At 74.9% G+C, this 17,393-nt stretch carries 10 protein-coding genes; 6 read left to right on the forward strand and 4 right to left on the reverse strand.

The annotated features are described in order from the left end of the window. Positions 1–163: 163 nt before the first annotated feature. A complete protein-coding gene (locus ACIQBJ_RS34975) occupies positions 164–1,159 on the reverse strand; it encodes a hypothetical protein (RefSeq protein ID WP_400718800.1) in 996 nt (331 codons plus the stop codon). Here ACIQBJ_RS34975 and ACIQBJ_RS34980 point away from each other — a divergent pair. From ACIQBJ_RS34980 to ACIQBJ_RS35000, 5 genes are all read left to right on the forward strand, one after another. Next, a complete protein-coding gene (locus ACIQBJ_RS34980; RefSeq protein WP_400718835.1) occupies positions 1,131–3,539 on the forward strand; it encodes an ABC transporter permease in 2,409 nt (802 codons plus the stop codon). The genes ACIQBJ_RS34975 and ACIQBJ_RS34980 overlap by 29 nt on opposite strands. Next, on the forward strand, positions 3,536–6,439 hold the full coding sequence (locus tag ACIQBJ_RS34985; protein WP_400718802.1) for a hypothetical protein: 2,904 nt from the start codon (positions 3,536–3,538) through the stop codon (positions 6,437–6,439). Before ACIQBJ_RS34980 ends, ACIQBJ_RS34985 begins: the two co-directional genes overlap by 4 nt. 94 nt (positions 6,440–6,533) lie before the next feature. After that, positions 6,534–8,738 (forward strand): ATP-dependent RecD-like DNA helicase, encoded by a 2,205-nt coding sequence (locus ACIQBJ_RS34990; protein WP_400718803.1) that lies wholly within the window; start codon positions 6,534–6,536, stop codon positions 8,736–8,738. A gap of 221 nt (positions 8,739–8,959) precedes the next feature. Beyond that, positions 8,960–10,249, forward strand: coding sequence for a citrate synthase (locus ACIQBJ_RS34995; RefSeq protein ID WP_400718805.1), 1,290 nt, complete (start codon positions 8,960–8,962; stop codon positions 10,247–10,249). A 473-nt stretch (positions 10,250–10,722) separates the two neighbouring features. Continuing rightward, the gene (locus tag ACIQBJ_RS35000) at positions 10,723–11,442 is read left to right on the forward strand and encodes an SDR family NAD(P)-dependent oxidoreductase (RefSeq protein ID WP_400718807.1); all 720 of its coding nucleotides are present in this window, start codon (positions 10,723–10,725) and stop codon (positions 11,440–11,442) included. A gap of 31 nt (positions 11,443–11,473) precedes the next feature. On the opposite strand, the gene ACIQBJ_RS35005 is transcribed toward ACIQBJ_RS35000, so the two are convergent. Both ACIQBJ_RS35005 and ACIQBJ_RS35010 read right to left on the reverse strand, forming a co-directional pair. After that, positions 11,474–13,735, reverse strand: a complete 2,262-nt coding sequence (locus ACIQBJ_RS35005) for a heavy metal translocating P-type ATPase (protein WP_400718808.1) — start codon at positions 13,733–13,735, stop codon at positions 11,474–11,476. Between the two features lie 61 nt (positions 13,736–13,796). Beyond that, positions 13,797–14,015: a heavy-metal-associated domain-containing protein gene (locus tag ACIQBJ_RS35010; RefSeq protein WP_400718809.1), complete on the reverse strand. Its 219-nt coding sequence runs from the start codon at positions 14,013–14,015 to the stop codon at positions 13,797–13,799. Positions 14,016–14,255: 240 nt separating this feature from the next. On the opposite strand from ACIQBJ_RS35010, the gene ACIQBJ_RS35015 reads away from it, so the two are divergent. Further along, the gene (locus ACIQBJ_RS35015; RefSeq protein WP_400718811.1) at positions 14,256–15,428 is read left to right on the forward strand and encodes a PP2C family protein-serine/threonine phosphatase; all 1,173 of its coding nucleotides are present in this window, start codon (positions 14,256–14,258) and stop codon (positions 15,426–15,428) included. Positions 15,429–15,607: 179 nt separating this feature from the next. Here ACIQBJ_RS35015 and ACIQBJ_RS35020 read toward each other — a convergent pair whose 3' ends face one another. Next, positions 15,608–17,296 carry a bifunctional 3'-5' exonuclease/DNA polymerase gene (locus tag ACIQBJ_RS35020; RefSeq protein WP_400718812.1) on the reverse strand — a complete coding sequence of 563 codons (1,689 nt, stop codon included), beginning with the start codon at positions 17,294–17,296 and terminating at the stop codon, positions 15,608–15,610. Positions 17,297–17,393: the final 97 nt, after the last annotated feature.

A 17,393-nucleotide genomic window follows, 5' to 3' on the forward strand; every position in this document is an offset into this window, starting at 1 on the left:
GCAGGGGGGACCCTGTGGGAGAGTAGGACGCCGCCGAACAATCATTGTGGAGAAGCCCCCTGACGGGAAGTCAGGGGGCTTCTTCGCGTTTCCGGGCCGAATGAGTCCGGTCCGTGATGCTCGAAATGTTGTCCGTGCCGATGGTTTGGGGGCAGACTGCCCGTCAGGATTGGTCCAGACCATAGGTGTGGGGCGACGGAAGGGCTGCGGGGGACATGGGCTCGGGCGGGTGGGGTTCGTCGGCGGGGGTTCGTCGGGCGGGGCAGCACGGGGTGGTGCTGGGGGCGGCTGCGGTGACCGTGCTGGTGGCGGTGGCGGTGCTGACCGCGTTGACGGCGTTGACGGGGAGTTCGGTGACGCAGGGGATGCGGCACCGGTTGGCGGCCGATCCGCGGGTGTCGGTTTCGGTGTCGGGGCGGTACGTCGACGGGGCGGACACGGCGGCGGACGACCGGGTGCGGGTGGCGTTGCGGCGGGCGTTGCCGGGGGTGCCGGCGCGGATCGAGGCGGTGTTGCACGGGTCGGTGCCGATGCAGGTGGAGGTGCCGCGGACGGCGGGGGCGGTGGAGTCCGGGATGTCGGTGGTGCCGTTGGCGGTGGAGGGGCCGCAGCGGTTCGCGGAGTTGACGCAGGGGGTGTGGGCGTCGGGGCTGGACCAGGTGGTGCTGTCGGAGACGGTGGCGCGTCGGCTGGGGGTTTCGGTCGGTGCGCGGGTGCCGTTGGCGGTGCCGGGTACGGGGGCGCTGCCGGTGACGGTGAGCGGGGTGTACCGGCAGGTGCCGGGGTCGGAGGCGTTGTGGCGGGCGTGGGGGCTGGCGTCGGCCCTGGACGGTTCGTCGGGGTTGATGCTGGCGTCGCAGGATCTGCTGCGGACGCATCCGAAGCTGCGGGACCAGGTGGACGCGCAGTGGACGGCGCTGCCGGAGCCGGGGCGGTTGCGGCCGGAGGGGATGCTGCAACTGCGGGACCGGGTGGGGCGGTTGACGTCGGGGGACGTGGCTCGGGCGGTGTTCCGGGGGGCGGCGCCGTCGATGGAGGGGACCCGGGCGTCGAGCGATCTGCCGGCGGCGGTGGACGATCTGCGGTCGCCGATGATGGTGGCGCGGTCGGGGATGCTGGTGCCGGTGACGATGCTGGGGGTGCTGTCGGCGGTCACCATGGTGTTGACAGCCCGTCAGTTGGCCGATTTCCGGCGGGCGGAGCTGCTGTTGCAGTTGGCGCGCGGTGCGGGGCGGGCCCGGTTGGTGGGGGCGGCGGCCGCGGAGTGGGCGCTGTGCACGGTGCCGGCGGCGGTGCTGGGGCTGTGGGTGGCGGGGCCGCTGCTGCGGGTGCTGGAGCGGTGGGGGCTGCCGGTGGGCGGTGCGGCCGAGGAGGCGGCGGGGGCGGCGGCGTGGGCCGTGGCGGGGGTGGCGTTGCTGCTGCACGGGTGCGCGACCTTGTTGCCGGTGGCGTGGACCGCGGACGGGGGTGAGCGGGAGGCGCCGTCGCGCAGTGCCCGGCGGGTGGTGGCCCGGCGGGCGGGGGCGGATCTGGTGCTGGCGGCGGTGGCGGTCCTGGCGTACCTGCAACTGCGCAGGTACGAGGGGTTGTTGAGTCCGGCGTCGAGTGCGGTGGGGTTCGATCCGGTGCTGGTGGCGGCTCCGGTGGTGATGACGGTGGCGGCGGCGTTGCTGTTGCTGCGTCTGTTGCCGCCGCTGGGGCGGTTGTTGGAGGTGTTGGCGCGGCGCGGGCGGGGTCTGGTGGCGCCGTTGAGCGGTTGGCAGGTGAGTCGGGGCCGGGCGGGTCAGGCGGCGCCGGTGATGTTGATGGCGTTGGCGTTGGCGGTGGGGGCGTTGAGCACCACGGCGATCGTCGACGAGGGGCCGAGCGACCGGGACCGGGCGGCGTTCGAGCTGGGGGCGGATCTGCGGGTGACGGGTGGGGAGTTGCCGTCGTCGGCGCGGTACGCGGCGCTGTCGGAGCTGCCGGGGGTGGCGGCGGTGACGCCGGTGGCCGAGGTGCTGGGGCAGGTCCGGGGGGTGGACGCCTCGGTGCTGGCGCTGAACACGGAGGCCGTGCAGTCGGTGGCGACGCCGGACCGGGTGGAGTCGGGTGCGTGGACGCACGCGGTGCCGGCGGTGCGGGCGGACCAGCTGTCGGAGTCGTGGGGGAGCGGTCTGGCGAAGTTGCGGGCGGGGGTGCCGGGGCACGGGATGCCGTTGGAGGGGCGGCCGGCGGCGTTGGAGGTGTCGGCGTCGGTGTCGGCGGCGGACCTGGTGGGCCGGGTGTGGCTGGTGGCCCAGGTGGAGGACGCGGACGGGCTGGTGACGGAGGCTCAGGCGCAGCTGGCGGTGGACGGGGTGTCCCGGGCGGTGGCGCTGCCGTTGCCGGCGGCGACGCTGCACTATCCGGTGCAGGTGACCCGGCTGCTGTTGCGCAGTGAGGTGCGGGGGTTCCCGCGGGCGCTGTTCACGTTCACGGTGTCGGGGATCGCGGGGGCTTCGCTGCCGGGGGGAGCGGCCTGGGCGGACACGTCGCGGGGCAGTGGGACGTCGTCCGGGTTGCGGTGTCCGGGGCAGAACGACGCCGGGGTGGCGCCCCGGGCGGAGGCGGGGGTGTGTCGGATGCTGCCGGCCGGGGGCGGGTTGTTCTCGGCGGAGGTGCGCGGCGCGGACCCGATGGCGGGGGTGGCCGCGGACTCGGTGGCGTTCGGGGTGCTGGGGGAGAACGTGTCGTCGCCCGTGCGGGGGACGGCGAAGCGCGGGTTCGTGGTGCCGGCGGTGGTGAACCGGGCGTTCCTGGAGAAGACCTCCTCCCGGGTGGGTGACGAGCTCCGGGTGATGGACGGGGGCGAGGACCAGTTCGGGGTGAAGGTCGTCGGGGTGCTGGCGGAGCTGCCGGGCGGCGGGGACCGCGGGCGGCCGCGGGCGCTGGTGGATCTGCGGGCGTTGGCGGCGGCCCGGGCCTGGTCGGGGTTGGTGCCGGTGCCGGATCAGGCGTGGTTGCTGGCGGCGGGGTCGCGGGACGGGATGGTGCGGGCGGAGCGGGCGATCGCGGCGGAGCCGCGGTTGGGCCGGGTGCTGAGCGTGGACGCGCGGGCGCGGGAGTTGGCGGGGGACCCGTTCCGGGCGGGGCGGCGCAGTGCGCTGGTGCTGTCGTTGGCGCTGTCGCCGGTGTTCGCGGTGGCCGGGTTCACGGTGCACGCGGTGGGTTCGGCGCGGTCCCGGCGGCGGGAGTTCGCGGTGTTGCGGGCGATCGGTGTCCGGCGTCGGCAGTTGTCCGGGGTGCTGCGGTTGGAGCAGTTGGTGGTGGTGGCGTTCTCGGTGCTGCTGGGCGGGGCCCTGGGGGTGGTGCTGGCGGCGATGGTGCTGCCGTTGCTGGTGGTGGACGGGGCGGGCCGGGCCGTGTTCCCGTCCTTGGAGTTGGCGGTCGGCTGGGGTTGGACGGCGGGGGTGGTGCTGGCGACCGGTCTCGGGGTGGGTCTGGTGGTGCTGGTGCTGTCGCGGATGTTGGCGCGGGTCGATCTGGCGCGCGAGCTGCGGGCGGGGGAGAGCGGATGAGCGGGTTGCGGGGGTTCGGGGGCTGGGTTCCGGCCTGGCGGGAGGTCCGGACGGGCGGTCCGGTGCTGGCGGTGCTGGTGGTGCTGTCGGCGGTGCTGACGGTGGCGGCGCTGCTGTGGCCGCCGGTGTTCGACCGGTTGGCGACGAAGGAGCTGGGTCGTCGGCTGACGGCGGCCCAGGCGGACGGGCCGCTGGTGACGGGGTCCGCGGTGCTGGGGGCGCCGGTGGACTTCTCCCACCGTTCGACGGCGCCGCAGTTCGACACCCTGGACCGGAGTCTGACCGAGGTCGGCGAGACGTTCCGGGCGGGTTCGTCGGGGGAGTTGGCGCAGACCCTGGTGCGGGTGTCGGGGTGGGCGGAGAGCGAGGGCCTGGAGGTCGGCGGGGCGGGGGTGCGGCAGCCGACGGGCCGTCCCGGGGTGCTGTCGACGGCGTACGCGCAGGACGCCGCGGACCGGGTCGCCTGGGTGGCGGGCCGGGCGCCGGGTAAGCCGGCCGATCCGCAGGGCGCTCCGGTCGAACTCGGGTTGTCCCGTGAGGTGTTGGCGCAGTTCGGGCTGACGGTGGGTCAGCGCGTGCTGTTGGCCGGGGGGAGTGTGGCGACCGAGGCGGTGGTGGTCGGGGAGTACCGGCCGCTGGACGGTTCGGACGACCTGTGGCGTCGGCTTCCGCTGTTGAACTCGCCGTTGAACGCGGCCACGCCGGCCGGTTTCGTGCTGTACGGGGAGGCGCTGGTGGCCCCGGCGGGGTTGGAGGCGATGGAGGCGCGCGGGATGCGGACGATGGACGCCAGGTGGGCGTTCGGGGTCGCCGAGCAGCCGTGGGGGACCGGTGGGACGGCGCGCGGGGTGCGCGAGTTGTCGGCGGGGGCGGTGGCGTTCCCGCGGGCCGCGGTCGACCGGTTGTGCGGTCCGGTGGTCCGGGGCGGTGACGCGTGTTCGGCGGGGGTGCGGACGGCGACCTCGGTGCAGGTGCAGAGCCGGCTGGCCGAGGTGGTGGACCGGTTCGCGGCGCAGCGGGCCCGGACGGTGTCGCTGCAGTCGTTCGCGCTGGCGGGTCTGCTGACGGTCGGGGTGTCCACGGCGGTGGCCGCGGCCCGGCTCGGCGCGCGGCGCAGGGAGGCCGCTCTGGCGCTGCAGCGGGCCCGCGGTGCGGGTGAGCCCGCACTGGCGGCCGTTCGGCTGCTGGAGGCCGTCCCGGCGGTCCTGGTGGGCCTGTCGGTGGGGTGGGCGCTGTCGGTCCGGCTGGCGGGCGGGCGGGCGACGGGTGCGTGGTGGCCGGCGCTGGTGGCGGCGCTGCTGGTGGCGGGCGCGCCCGCTGTCGCGGTGTGGTGGCAGGGGCGGGAGGTGCGCCGGGCGGGCCGGGAGCCGGTGCCGCGGCGCGGTCTGCGGCGGGCGTTCGGCCTGTCGGGGCGGCTGGTGGTGGAGGGCGCGGTGCTGGTGCTGGCCGCGGTGGGTGTCCTGCAGTTGCGGCTGCGCGGCGCGACCCCGGTCGGGTCGGCCGATCCGGACCCGCAACTCGCCATGGTGCCGGTGGTGTTGGGGCTGGCGGCGGTGGTCGTGCTGTTGCGGTTGTACCCGGTGCCGCTGCGGTTGCTGACCGGGTGGGCGGGGCGGCGGCGCGGGGCGGTCGCGCTGGTCGGCCTGTCGCAGGCCGGGCGGCGTTCCGGGGCGGCGGCGACCGCGCTGCTGGTGCTGGTGCCGGCGTTGGCCTGCGCGGTGTTCGGCGCGCTGGTGTCGGGGACGGTCCGCGCGGGGCGGGTGGAGGCCGCGCAGTGGCGTACCGGCGGTGACGCGGTGGTGCTGGGCCCGTCCCAACGGCCTTTGCCGCTGGAGGAGTTGGCGAAGGTGCCGGGGGTCGGCGGGGTGCTGCCGGTGCGTGGCGGGACGGTCGCGCTGACCTCCGACGAGGACGGCGGGACGCTCCGGGGCGTGGGCCTGGTCGGGGTGGACGGGGAGGCGCTGGCCCGGTGGGAGCCGGGTTCCCCGGTGGCGGCGGCGCTGGCCGCGGCCGGGTTGTCGGCGCCGCTCGCGGCGGGGGCCGAACTCCCGGCGCTGGCCGATCCGGTGACGGCGGCCCGGTTCCCCGACGGCTCGTTCGACGCGGACGCGGGGGCGACCCGGTTCCGGGTCCGGATCGTCGGGGCGCTGCCGGCCGGCGCGGTCGCGGACCGGGCGATCGGCCCGGTGGCGGGGGAGGTCGGCGGTGCCGGGCTGCTGGTCCTGGGCGGGCCGGGGGCGGAGCGGATGCCCAAGCAGACCGGGCAGCGCAACGCGGCCGTGCTGTTCGCCGTCCCGGGGCGGGCCGGTTCGGTGGAGGGGGCGCGGGGGATCGACGGGACGCGGCTGCGGGACGTGGTCGCGGCCGCGGCGGCGACGGGGGGTTCGGGCGGCGCGGTGCTGCGCGGCGCGCCGGTCGAAGTCCGCTTCCTGGACTCGGAGTTCGGGCAGTCCGCGGAGGACGGGCTGGTGGCCGCGCTGGAGTTGGCGTTCCGGTCGGCGGCGGCGTTGGGGCTGCTGCTGGGGCTGGTCGCGGTGGTGCTGGAGCTGCTGCTCGGCGCCGCGGAGCGGGGCCGGACGCTGGCCTGCCTGCGGACGCTGGGGCTCGGCGCGAGGGCCGCGGCGGGCGTCCAACTGGTGCAGTTGCTGCCGGTGATGGCGGCGGCGGTGCTCGGCGGGACGGTGCTGGGGCTGGGGCTGCCGTGGCTGCTGGGTCCGGCGTTGGAGCTGCGGGCGTTCACGGCGGGGCCGGGGGCGCCGGCGTTCGCCCCGGACTGGGCGGGTGTGGCGGTCGCGGCGCTGGCGCTGCTGGTGCTGGTGCCGGGCGCGGCGGCGCTCGAAGGGGTGGTGGGGCGGCGGCGGGTGCCGCAGGTCCTCCGCCTGGGGGAGGGCGCGGCGTAGCGCGGGGCCGGTCCCCCGTGCCGGGCCGGGGTGTCGGTGCGGGGGAGTACGGTCCTGGTGGCGGTGTGTCCCGATCGCGGGTGAGGTGTGTCCGTTGCAGCTGGCTCAGGTGGAGGGGGTCCTGGAGCGGATCACGTACGCCAACGAGGAGACGGGTTACACGGTCGCCCGGGTGGACACCGGGCGCGGGGCGAACGACCTGCTGACGGTGGTGGGGGCGCTGCTGGGCGCGCAGGTGGGGGAGAGCCTGCGGCTGTTCGGGCGGTGGGGGTCGCACCCGCAGTACGGGCGGCAGTTCACGGTGGAGAACTACACGACGGTGCTGCCCGCCACGGTGCAGGGCATCCAGCGCTACCTGGGCTCGGGGCTGATCAAGGGCATCGGGCCGCGGTTCGCGGAGCGGATCGTGGAGCGGTTCGGGGTGGAGACCCTGGAGGTGATCGAGAACGAGCCGAAGCGGCTGATCGAGGTGCCGGGCCTCGGGCCGAAGCGGACGAAGATGATCGCCAAGGCGTGGGAGGAGCAGAAGTCCATCAAGGAGGTGATGGTCTTCCTGCAGAGTGTCGACGTGTCGACTTCGCTGGCGGTGCGGATCTACAAGCAGTACGGGGACGCCTCGATCGGGGTGGTGAAGAACCAGCCGTACCGCCTGGCCTCGGACGTGTGGGGCATCGGCTTCCTGACGGCGGACCGGATCGCGCAGGCGGTGGGCATCCCGCACGACTCGCCGGAGCGGGTGAAGGCGGGCCTGCAGTACGCGCTGTCGCAGTCCACCGACCAGGGGCACTGCTACCTGCCGGAGGAGCGGCTGATCGCGGACGGCGTGAAGCTGCTCCAGGTGGACGTGGGCCTGGTGATCGACTGCCTGGCGGAGCTGGTCGCGGCCGAGGGGGTGGTGCGGGAGCGGGTGCCGGGCGCGGAGGGGCAGGAGATCACCGCGGTGTACCTGGTGCCGTTCCACCGGGCGGAGATCTCGATGGCGGGCCAGCTGCTGCGGCTGCTGCGCACCGGCGAGGACCGGATGCCGTGGTTCCGCGAGGTGGACTGGCCGGCCGCGCTGGGCTGGCTGGCGCAGCGGACGGGCGCGGAGCTGGCCCCGGAGCAGGAGCAGTCGGTGCGGCTGGCGCTGACCGAGAAGGTCGCGGTGCTGACGGGCGGCCCGGGCTGCGGCAAGTCGTTCACGGTGAAGTCGATCGTGCAGTTGGCGCTGGCGAAGCGGGCGAAGGTGGTGCTGGCGGCGCCGACGGGGCGGGCGGCGAAGCGGCTGGCGGAGCTGACGGGCGCGGAGGCGTCGACGGTGCACCGGCTGCTGGAGCTGAAGCCGGGCGGGGACGCCGCGTACGACCGGGACCGGCCGCTGGACGCGGACCTGGTGGTGGTCGACGAGGCCTCGATGCTGGACCTGATCCTGGCGAACAAGCTGGTCAAGGCGGTCGCGCCGGGCGCGCACCTGCTGTTCGTGGGGGACGTCGACCAGCTGCCGTCGGTGGGCGCGGGCGAGGTGCTGCGGGACATGCTGGCACCGGGCAGCCCGATCCCGTCGGTGCGGCTGACCAGGATCTTCCGGCAGGCCCAGCAGTCGGGCGTGGTGGTGAACGCGCACCGGATCAACGAGGGCCTGCCGCCGCTGACCGAGGGGATGACGGACTTCTTCCTGTTCGTGGAGGACGACGCGGAGCGTGCCGCCGGCCTGACGGTGGACGTGGTGGCGCGCCGCATCCCGCAGCGCTTCGGCCTGGACGCGCGGCGCGACGTGCAGGTGCTGGCGCCGATGCACCGCGGCCCGGCGGGGGCGGGCGCGCTGAACACGCTGCTCCAGTCGGCGGTCACCCCGGCCCGCGAGGGCCTGCCCGAACGCCGGTTCGGCGGACGGACGTTCAGGGTCGGCGACAAGGTGACGCAGATCCGCAACAACTACGAGAAGGGGCGCAGCGGCGTCTTCAACGGCACAGTGGGCGTCGTGACCTCACTGAGCGTGGACGACCAGCGGCTGACGGTGCTGACCGACGAGGACGAGGAGGTGCCGTACGACTTCGACGAGCTGGACGAGCTGGCGCACGCGTACGCGGTCACGATCCACCGTTCGCAGGGCAGCGAGTACCCGGCGGTGGTGATTCCCGTCACGACCTCGGCGTGGACGATGCTGCAGCGGAACCTGCTCTACACGGCGGTGACGAGGGCGAAGAAGCTGGTGGTGCTGGTCGGATCGCGCAAGGCCATCGGGCAGGCGGTGCGGGCGGTGAGTGCCGGAAGGCGGCACTCCGCCCTGGACCACAGATTGGCTGCGGGCCGCGGTTGAGGGGGTACGGTACGTCCTGAGGTTGTCTTGACGTGAAGAGATTTAGGGCGGAACCTGGTCCGGTGCCGATCTTGTCCGGTTCGCACCGGCATCGGCACCGGAGTTTGTAGGCCCCGGTCCTTCCCGGGGTAGCCCCCGGGTGCGCGGCCGTCCTTCGGGTGGGGGATCGTTGGGACAGTCAGGGCAGTCGGATGAGGATCAATTTCGTCGGTGAGGAAGACGTGAGCGACAAATCGGTAGTACTGCGGTACCAGGGCGGCGAGTACGAGTACCCCGTCGTCGAGAGCACTGCGGGCAACGACGGCTTCGACATCTCGAAGCTGCTCCCGCAGACCGGCCTGGTCACCCTGGACAACGGTTTCGGCAACACCGCCGCCAACAAGTCCGCGATCACCTTCATTGACGGTGACGCCGGCATCCTGCGCTACCGCGGCTACCCGATCGAGCAGTTGGCCGCCGAGGCCGGCTTCATCGAGACCGCCTACCTGCTGATCAACGGCGAGCTGCCGAACGCGGACCAGCTCTCCACGTTCAGCAAGGAGATCACCCAGCACACCCTGCTGCACGAGGACGTCAAGCGCTTCTACCAGGGCTTCCCCCGGGACGCGCACCCGATGGCGATGCTCTCCTCGGTGGTCGGCGGCCTGGCCACCTTCTACCCGGAGAGCCACAACCCGTTCGACGAGGCGCAGCGCCACCTGTCGACGGTCCGCCTGCTGGCGAAGCTGCCGACCATCGCGGCGTACGCCTACAAGAAGGCGATGGGCCAGCCCTTCGTCTACCCGCGCAACGACCTCGGGTACGTCGAGAACTTCCTGCGGATGACCTTCGCCGTCCCGGCCGAGGACTACGAGCTGAACCCGGTCGTGGTCAACGCCCTGGACAAGCTGTTCATCCTGCACGCGGACCACGAGCAGAACTGCTCGACCTCGACGGTGCGCCTGGTCGGCTCCAGCCACGCCAACCTGTTCGCCTCGATCTCGGCGGGCATCTCGGCGCTCTGGGGCCCGCTGCACGGCGGCGCCAACCAGGCCGTGCTGGAGATGCTGGAGCAGATCCAGAAGGACGGCGGCGACGTCGACGCGTTCATCCGCAAGGTGAAGAACCGCGAGGACGGCGTCAAGCTGATGGGCTTCGGCCACCGCGTCTACAAGGCGTTCGACCCGCGCGCCGCGCAGGTCAAGGTGCTCGCCCACGAGGTGCTGGCCCAGCTCGGCAAGTCCGACGAGCTGCTGGACATCGCCCTCAAGCTGGAGGAGCACGCGCTCAAGGACGACTTCTTCGTCTCGCGCAAGCTCTACCCGAACGTGGACTTCTACACGGGCCTGATCTACCGCGCGATGGGCTTCCCGACCAGCATGTTCACCGTGCTGTTCGCCATCGGCCGGCTCCCCGGCTGGATCGCCCACTGGCACGAGATGATCAAGGACCCGAGCAGCCGCATCGGCCGCCCGCGCCAGGTCTACACCGGCATCGAGATCCGCGACTACGTGCCGCTCGACGCCCGCTGACGCGGTCGCCGACCCCCGCACCGACCAGGGGCCCGGCCCCGCACCCCCGCCGGGGGGTGCGGGGCCGGGCCCCTGGCGTTGTGCGGGTCGTGCTGTCGGGGCGCACGACGCCCGGGACGGCCCCGGGGGGAACGGCCGCTCAAAGCGTCCCCCTGGTCCGGGCCCGGCCCGGCGTCGTGCGCGAGGACGGTCGACGAATCGACTGCCCGTCCGGGGCCCGCCGGAGCCCCGCTCTACAAAAGGTAAGACGTATCAGGGGGCGCAGAGTTACGCCAGGGGGGTGTGAGTTGCCTCTCTCCACTCTCCGTGTGCATCCGCGCACCCGAACGGCCGACCGCATATCACACCGTACGCCGGACCGGGGGCGTCACCCACCCCGCAGCCCTCGCAACCCAGCGTGATAGGAATCGTGGCAATCCGGTACGGACCGCCTGCCACCCGCGGCGCGGCGAACGGTCAGGGAGGAGCGCGCAATGGCCAGGAACGTCGTCGTCACCGGTGGAGGCACCGGCATCGGACTGGAGGTGGCCCGGCGCTTCGCCGAGGCCGGCGAGCGGGTCGTGATCGTCGGCCGCCGCCCCGGCGTCCTGGACCGGGCCGCCGAGGAACTCGGCCCCAACGTCACCCCGCTGGTGTGCGACCTGGCCGACCCGGACGCCGTCGAGGCCGCGCTGGACGACCTGCCCGCCCGGATCGACGTGCTGGTCAACAACGCCGGAAGCCGGGAGACCGTGCTCGGCGCCGGCCCGCACGCGGTGCTGGCGCGCTGGCGCGGCGACTTCGAACGCAACGTGCTGACCGCGGTGCTGCTCACCGAGTCGATCCGGGACCGGCTCACCCCCGGCTCCGGCCGGGTGGTCACCGTCTCCTCGATCGCCGCGCTGCGCGGCGCCGGCTCCTACGGGGCGGCGAAAGCCTCGCTGCACGCCTGGAACCACTTCCTGGCCGCCCAGCTCGGCCCCTCCGGGATCACCGCCAACATCGTGGCGCCCGGCACCGTCTCCGGCACCGAGTTCTTCGGGCCGCGCCTCGACGACGCCGAGGTGTCCCGCCGGGCCGCCCGGACGCTCCTCGGCCGGATCGGCGAGTCCGGCGAGGTCGCCGCCGCCGTGTGCTTCCTCGCCTCGGCCGAGGCCGGGTTCGTCACCGGCGAGATCCTGCACTGCAACGGCGGCGAGCTGCTCGGCCGCTGACGGCCGCTCAGCGGGTCTTTCAGCGGGCCTTTCAGCGGGCCTTGAAGGTCCGCAGCCGCAGGCTGTTGGTCAGCACGAAGACCGAGGAGAAGGCCATCGCGGCGCCCGCGATCATCGGGTTCAGCAGTCCGGCGGCGGCGAGCGGGATCGCGGCCACGTTGTAGGCGAAGGCCCAGAACAGGTTGCCCTTGATGGTGGCCAGGGTCCGCCGCGACAGCCGGATCGCGTCGGCGGCGGAGCGGAGGTCGCCGCGGACCAGGGTCAGGTCGGCGGCCTCGATCGCGGCGTCGGTGCCGGTGCCGATCGCCAGGCCCAGGTCGGCCCGGGCGAGGGCGGCCGCGTCGTTGACGCCGTCGCCGACCATGGCGACGGTGCGGCCCTCGTCCTGGAGGCGGCGGACGGTGGCGACCTTGTCCTCGGGCAGGACCTCGGCGATCACGTCCTCGGCGGGGATGCCGACCTCGGCTGCCACCGCTTCGGCGACCAGCCGGTTGTCGCCGGTGAGCAGGACGGGGCGCAGGCCGAGTGCCCGCAGGTCGGCGATCGCCTCGGCGCTGGTGGGCTTGACCGCGTCGGCGACCTCCAGCACGGCGCGGGCCGCGCCGTCCCAGCCGACCGCGATCGCGGTCCGTCCGGCCCGCTCGGCCGCGGCCTTGGCGGTGGCGAGGACCGGGGGGAGGGCGGCGTCGGCGAGCAGCGCCTCGCGGCCGGCGACCACCGCGTGCCCGTCGACCGTGCCCCGCACGCCCAGGCCGGGGACGTTGCGGAAGCCGGTGACGGCGGGCAGCGGGCCGAGGCGTTCGGCGGCGGCCGCCGCGACGGCGCGGGCGATCGGGTGCTCGGAGGCGTGTTCCAGGGCGCCGGCCAGGCGCAGTGCCTCGTCCTCGGTGGTGCCGTCGGCGGTGTGCACGCCCAGCAGGGTCATCCGGCCGGTGGTGACGGTGCCGGTCTTGTCGAGCAGGACGGTGTCGGCCCTGCGGGTGTTCTCCAGGACTTCGGGGCCCTTGATCAGGATGCCGAGCTGGGCGCCGCGCCCGGTGCCGACCATCAGCGCGGTCGGGGTGGCCAGGCCGAGGGCGCACGGGCAGGCGATGATCAGCACCGCCACCGCCGCCGTGAACGCCTCGGTGGGGCTGTCGGTGGCCAGCAGCCACCCGACCAGGGTGCCCAGCGCGATCAGGACCACGACGGGCACGAACACGGCGGAGATCCGGTCGGCGAGGCGCTGCGCGGCGGCCTTGCCGTTCTGCGCGTCCTCCACCAGCCGTGCCATCCGGGCCAGTCGGGTGTCGGCGCCGACCCGGGTGGCCTCCACCACCAGCCGCCCGCCCGCGTTGACGGTCGCGCCCGTCACGGCGTCGCCGACCGCGACCTCGACCGGCACCGACTCGCCGGTCAGCATCGAGGCGTCCACGGCCGAGCTGCCCTCGACCACCAGGCCGTCGGTGGCGATCTGCTCGCCCGGCCGGACCACGAACCGGTCCCCGACGGCGAGTTCCGCCACCGGCAGCCGGACCTCGCGGCCGTGCCGGAGCACCGTGACGTCCTTGGCGCCGAGGTCGAGCAGGGCGTGCAGGGCCGCGCCGGCCCGGCGCTTGGAGCGGGCCTCCAGCCGGCGGCCCAGCAGGATCAGCACGGTGACGGCGGCCGCGGTCTCCAGGTACAGCGCGGACGAGGCGTCGGCGGCGTCGGCGGTGAGGCGGAACGAGTGCCGCATGCCGGGCATGCCCGCGTGGCCGAGGAACAGCGCCCAGACCGACCAGCCGAACGCGGCCAGCGTGCCGAGCGAGACCAGGGTGTCCATGGTCGCGGCGCCGTGCCGCGCGTTGGTCCAGGCCGCCCGGTGGAACGGCCACCCGCCGTACACGACGACCGGGCCGGTCAGCGCGAAGGCCAGCCACTGCCAGTTGTCGAACTGCAGGGCCGGGACCATCGAGAGCAGCACCACCGGCAGGGCGAGCGCGGCACCGATCAGCAGCCGCTCGCGCAGCGGGTCCGGGGCGGGGGCCGCCGCGGCGGGGGCTTCGGGCTCGGGCGCGGCCGGCGGGGGCGGGAGCTCGGCGGTGTAGCCGGTCCGCTCCACGGTGGCGATCAGGTCGGCGACGGCGGTGCCCGGGCCGAAGTCCACCCGGGCCCGCTCGGTGGCGAAGTTGACGCTGGCCTCGACGCCGTCCATCCGGTTGAGCTTCTTCTCGATCCGGGCGGCGCAGGACGCGCAGGTCATGCCACCGATCGTCAGCTCGACCCGCTCGCGGGGACCGGCCGGGGCGGCGGGATCGGTGGTGGTGCTCATCGGCTCGTCCGCTCCTGTCGGCGTGCTTCCGGGGGCCTGCGTTTCGGGCGTGGCGGGCGGTTCAGGCGGCGCGGCCGACCAGCTCGTAGCCGGCCTCGTCGACGGCGGCCGCGACCTGCTCGTCGCTGAGCTGCGGGTCGGCGGTCACCGTGACGGTGCCGGCCTTCGCGTCGGCGGCGACCGAGGTGACGCCCGGCAGCGCGGAGACCTCGCCGCTGATCGCCTTCTCGCAGTGGCCGCAGCTCATCCCGCTGACGGTGTAGGTGACGGTGCTGGACATCGGGGACCTCTGGGAACGCGCTCGTGTGGTACCGACTCGTACCAACCCTTGACACCATACCCCCATGGGGTATTTCGGCCGCGGGGTGGGGGCGCTCCGGCGGACCCGCCCCGCCGTCCGGTCCCGAGGGTAGTCCGCGCCGCGCCGCGAACCCCAACCACCGGAAGGGCGATCCGTCCCGGTGCCACCGGGTTTCGCCCGGACGGAGCAGGCCGGTCGAACGTCCGATATGTTCGGAAGGTGCACCTTCCACGCCGGGACCGCGGACCGGTCACCGGGAGCCGCGGGCTCGCACCGGACCGGCGCCGGAACGCACTGCTCGCCGCCGACCTCCAGGACCTCTCCTTCCTGCGCCGCGCCGCCCCCGCGCTGCTCGCCGTCCTCGGCGTCGGCCTCGCCGACTACCTCGCCGGGCAGGACCGCTACCTCGCGCCGCTGATGGTCGTCGTCCCGTCCATCGCCGCCCTCACCCTGCGGCCCCGCGAACTGCTCCTGGTCTGCATGCTCGGGCTCGTCGCCATGCTCGGCCTCAGCTACCACGACGAGGTCGCCGACTTCAACGACAGCCGCTTCCTGTACGGCGCGATGGTCAGCTACGTCGCCGTCACCGCGTTCAGCGCCTGGGTCGCCGAACTGCGGATGCGACGAGCCGCGGCCTTCGCGGCCGTCAGCTCGGTCGCGGAGGCCGCCCAGCGGGCACTGCTCCGCCAGCCCGAACCCGTGGTCGGGCCGCTGCGGCTCGCCGTCCGGTACGTGTCCGCGGCGGACGCCGCCCGGATCGGCGGCGACCTGTACTCCGTGCTCGACACCCCGCACGGCACCCGGGTCCTGGTCGGCGACGTCCGCGGCAAGGGGCTGGGCGCGGTGCAGACCGCCGCGGTGGTGCTCGGCGCGTTCCGGGAGGCCGCCTACGACGAACCCGAACTCACCGCCGTCGCGGCCCGGATCGAGGCCAGCATGCACCGGCACGTCCCCGACGGGGAGTTCACCACCGCGCTGTTCGCCGAGTTCCGCGAACCCGGCCGGGTCGAACTGCTGCACCTCGGACACGTCCCCCCGATCAGGGTCGGGGCCGACGGCCGCACCGAGAACCTGGAGGCCGCCGACCCCTGGCTGCCGCTCGGCCTCGGCCACCTCGCCGCCGGCGAACCCCGCTCGATGACGGTCCCGTTCGGCCCGCGGGACGTGCTGGTGCTGTGCACGGACGGGGTGGTCGAGGCGAAAGGGCTGCCCGACGGCGAGTTCTACCCCCTCGCCGACCGGGCCGGCCCCCTCGCCCACGACGGCTGGCGCTCCCTCACCGACCTCGACACCGCGGTCGGACGGCTGTACGGGGACCTGCTGGCGCACGCGGGCGGCGAGCTGGGGGACGACGCGCTGCTGCTGTTGGTGAGCCGGCCGGAGGGGGAGTGAGCCGCTGCACGGGGTGAAGGGGGGAGGAGAGGGAGGGGGGCGGCTGTGCGGCGACCTGCTGGCGTACGCGGGGGCGAGTGGGGACGACGCGCTGCTGCTGTTGGTGAGCAGGCCGGGAGGGGTGTCGCCGGGCCGGGGGATGGGCCGGTCCGGCGACGGGGGTGAGCCTAGCGGGTGGGTTATTTGGCGTCGGCGTAGCAGTCGACGACGGCGGTGGTGAGGGGGAAGCGGACCGGGGTGGTGCCGAAGACCAGGGCGGTGGCCTCCTCGGCGGCCTCGGCGACGGCGGCCGTCACGGTGTCGGCGAGGTCGGCGGGGGTGTGCACCACCACCTCGTCGTGCTGGAAGAACACCAGGTGGGGGCGGTCCGGGCCGGAGTGCAGGGCGGACAGGCGGCGGCGGAGGGCGGCGAGCAGGGCCAGGGCCCAGTCGGCGCCGCTGCCCTGGATGACGAAGTTGCGGGTGAAGCGGCCGCGGGCGCGGGCCGAGCGGCCGCCGGCCTCGCCGGACTCCGGGGTCTCGGTGAGGTCGAGCCAGTCCGCGGACGGCGGCGGGCAGACCCGGCCGAGCCGGGAGGTGACGACGCCGCCGTCCTCGCCGGTGCGGGCCGCGGCCTCGACGTAGCCCATCGCGGCCGGGTAGCGGCGGCGCAGCGTGTTCAGCAGCGGGCCGATGCCGCCGCCGGTCTGGCCGTACATCGCGCCGAGCAGGCCGAGCTTGGCCTTCTCCCGGTCGCCGTGGAACGCGGAGGCGGCGAGCGCCGCGTACAGGTCGCCGCCGTCGGCGGTGCGGGCCAGCCCGGTGTCGCCGGAGAGGGCGGCCAGCACCCGGGGCTCCAGTTGGGCGGCGTCCGCGACGACCAGCAGCCAGCCCGGGTCGGCGACCACCGCGCCGCGCAGGGTGCGCGGGATCTGCAGGGCGCCGCCGCCGCGGGAGGCCCAGCGGCCCGTGACCACGCCGCCGACCACGTACTCGGGGCGGAACCGGCCGCCGCGCACCCAGGCGGACTGCCAGGCCCAGCCGTGCGCGGCGTGCAGCCGGGACAGTTCCTTGTAACGGATCATCAGGGCCGCCGCCGGGTGGTCGACGGCCTTCAGCTCCCAGGAGCGGGTGGAGGAGAGCTGGATGCCGCGGTCCGCGAACGCCTTGATCACCTGGGTGTGCGAGTCCGGGTTGAACGGCCGGGCGCCGAGCGCCCGCTGGACCTCGACGGCGAGTTCGGCGAGCCGGGCCGGCTGGGTGCCGGCGATGGCCGGGCGCGGGCCGAGGAGTTCGGTGAGCAGCGCGTCGTGCACGTCGGTGCGCCAGGGCAGGCCGTCGTGCGCCATCTCGCAGGCCAGCAGGGCGCCCGCCGACTCGGCCGCGACCAGCAGTCGCAGCCGGGCCCGGGCCGCCGCGTCCTCGATCGCCGCGAGCCGCCGCAGCTGTTCCGCGTGGACGGCCACGGTGGCCTCCAACGCGTCGGTGCCGGGCGGCAGTTGGAGCCGGTCCGGGGCGAAGAGGCCGTCCTCGTCGGGGAGCGCGCCCTCCGGCAGGTCGGCCGGGACGGGGAGCCCGCGCAGCCGGGCCCAGGCCGCGCCGAGCGAGCGCGGCGACCCCAGTCGGCCCTCCCGGCCGAGCAGCAGGGCCTCGGTCAGCCGCAGGTCGTGGCAGCGGGCGAGCCGTTCCGGCAGCCGCTCCAGCAGCGGCCCGTACGCGGTGTCGGCCGTCGGCCAGACCCAGCGCGGGGCGTGCGCGGCCTCCGCCGCGGCGACGGCCTCGGCCAGCCGGGGCGCGGGCTCGGGCGGGCCGAGCGGCGCGCCGTCCTCGCCCAGCGGCTGCAGGCGGCCGCCCGGGCCGTGCGGGTCGGGCACCAGGGCGTAGCGCACGGGCGGCTCCCCTCTCGATCGGTGCGTGCACGGGACGTCCGGCACCTGCACGGGGCGCGGACCCGTCGACGTTAGCCGGTGGCTCCGACAACGGGCC

It is taken from the genome of Kitasatospora sp. NPDC088391 (assembly GCF_044753345.1).
In the GTDB taxonomy this organism is placed as follows: domain Bacteria; phylum Actinomycetota; class Actinomycetes; order Streptomycetales; family Streptomycetaceae; genus Kitasatospora.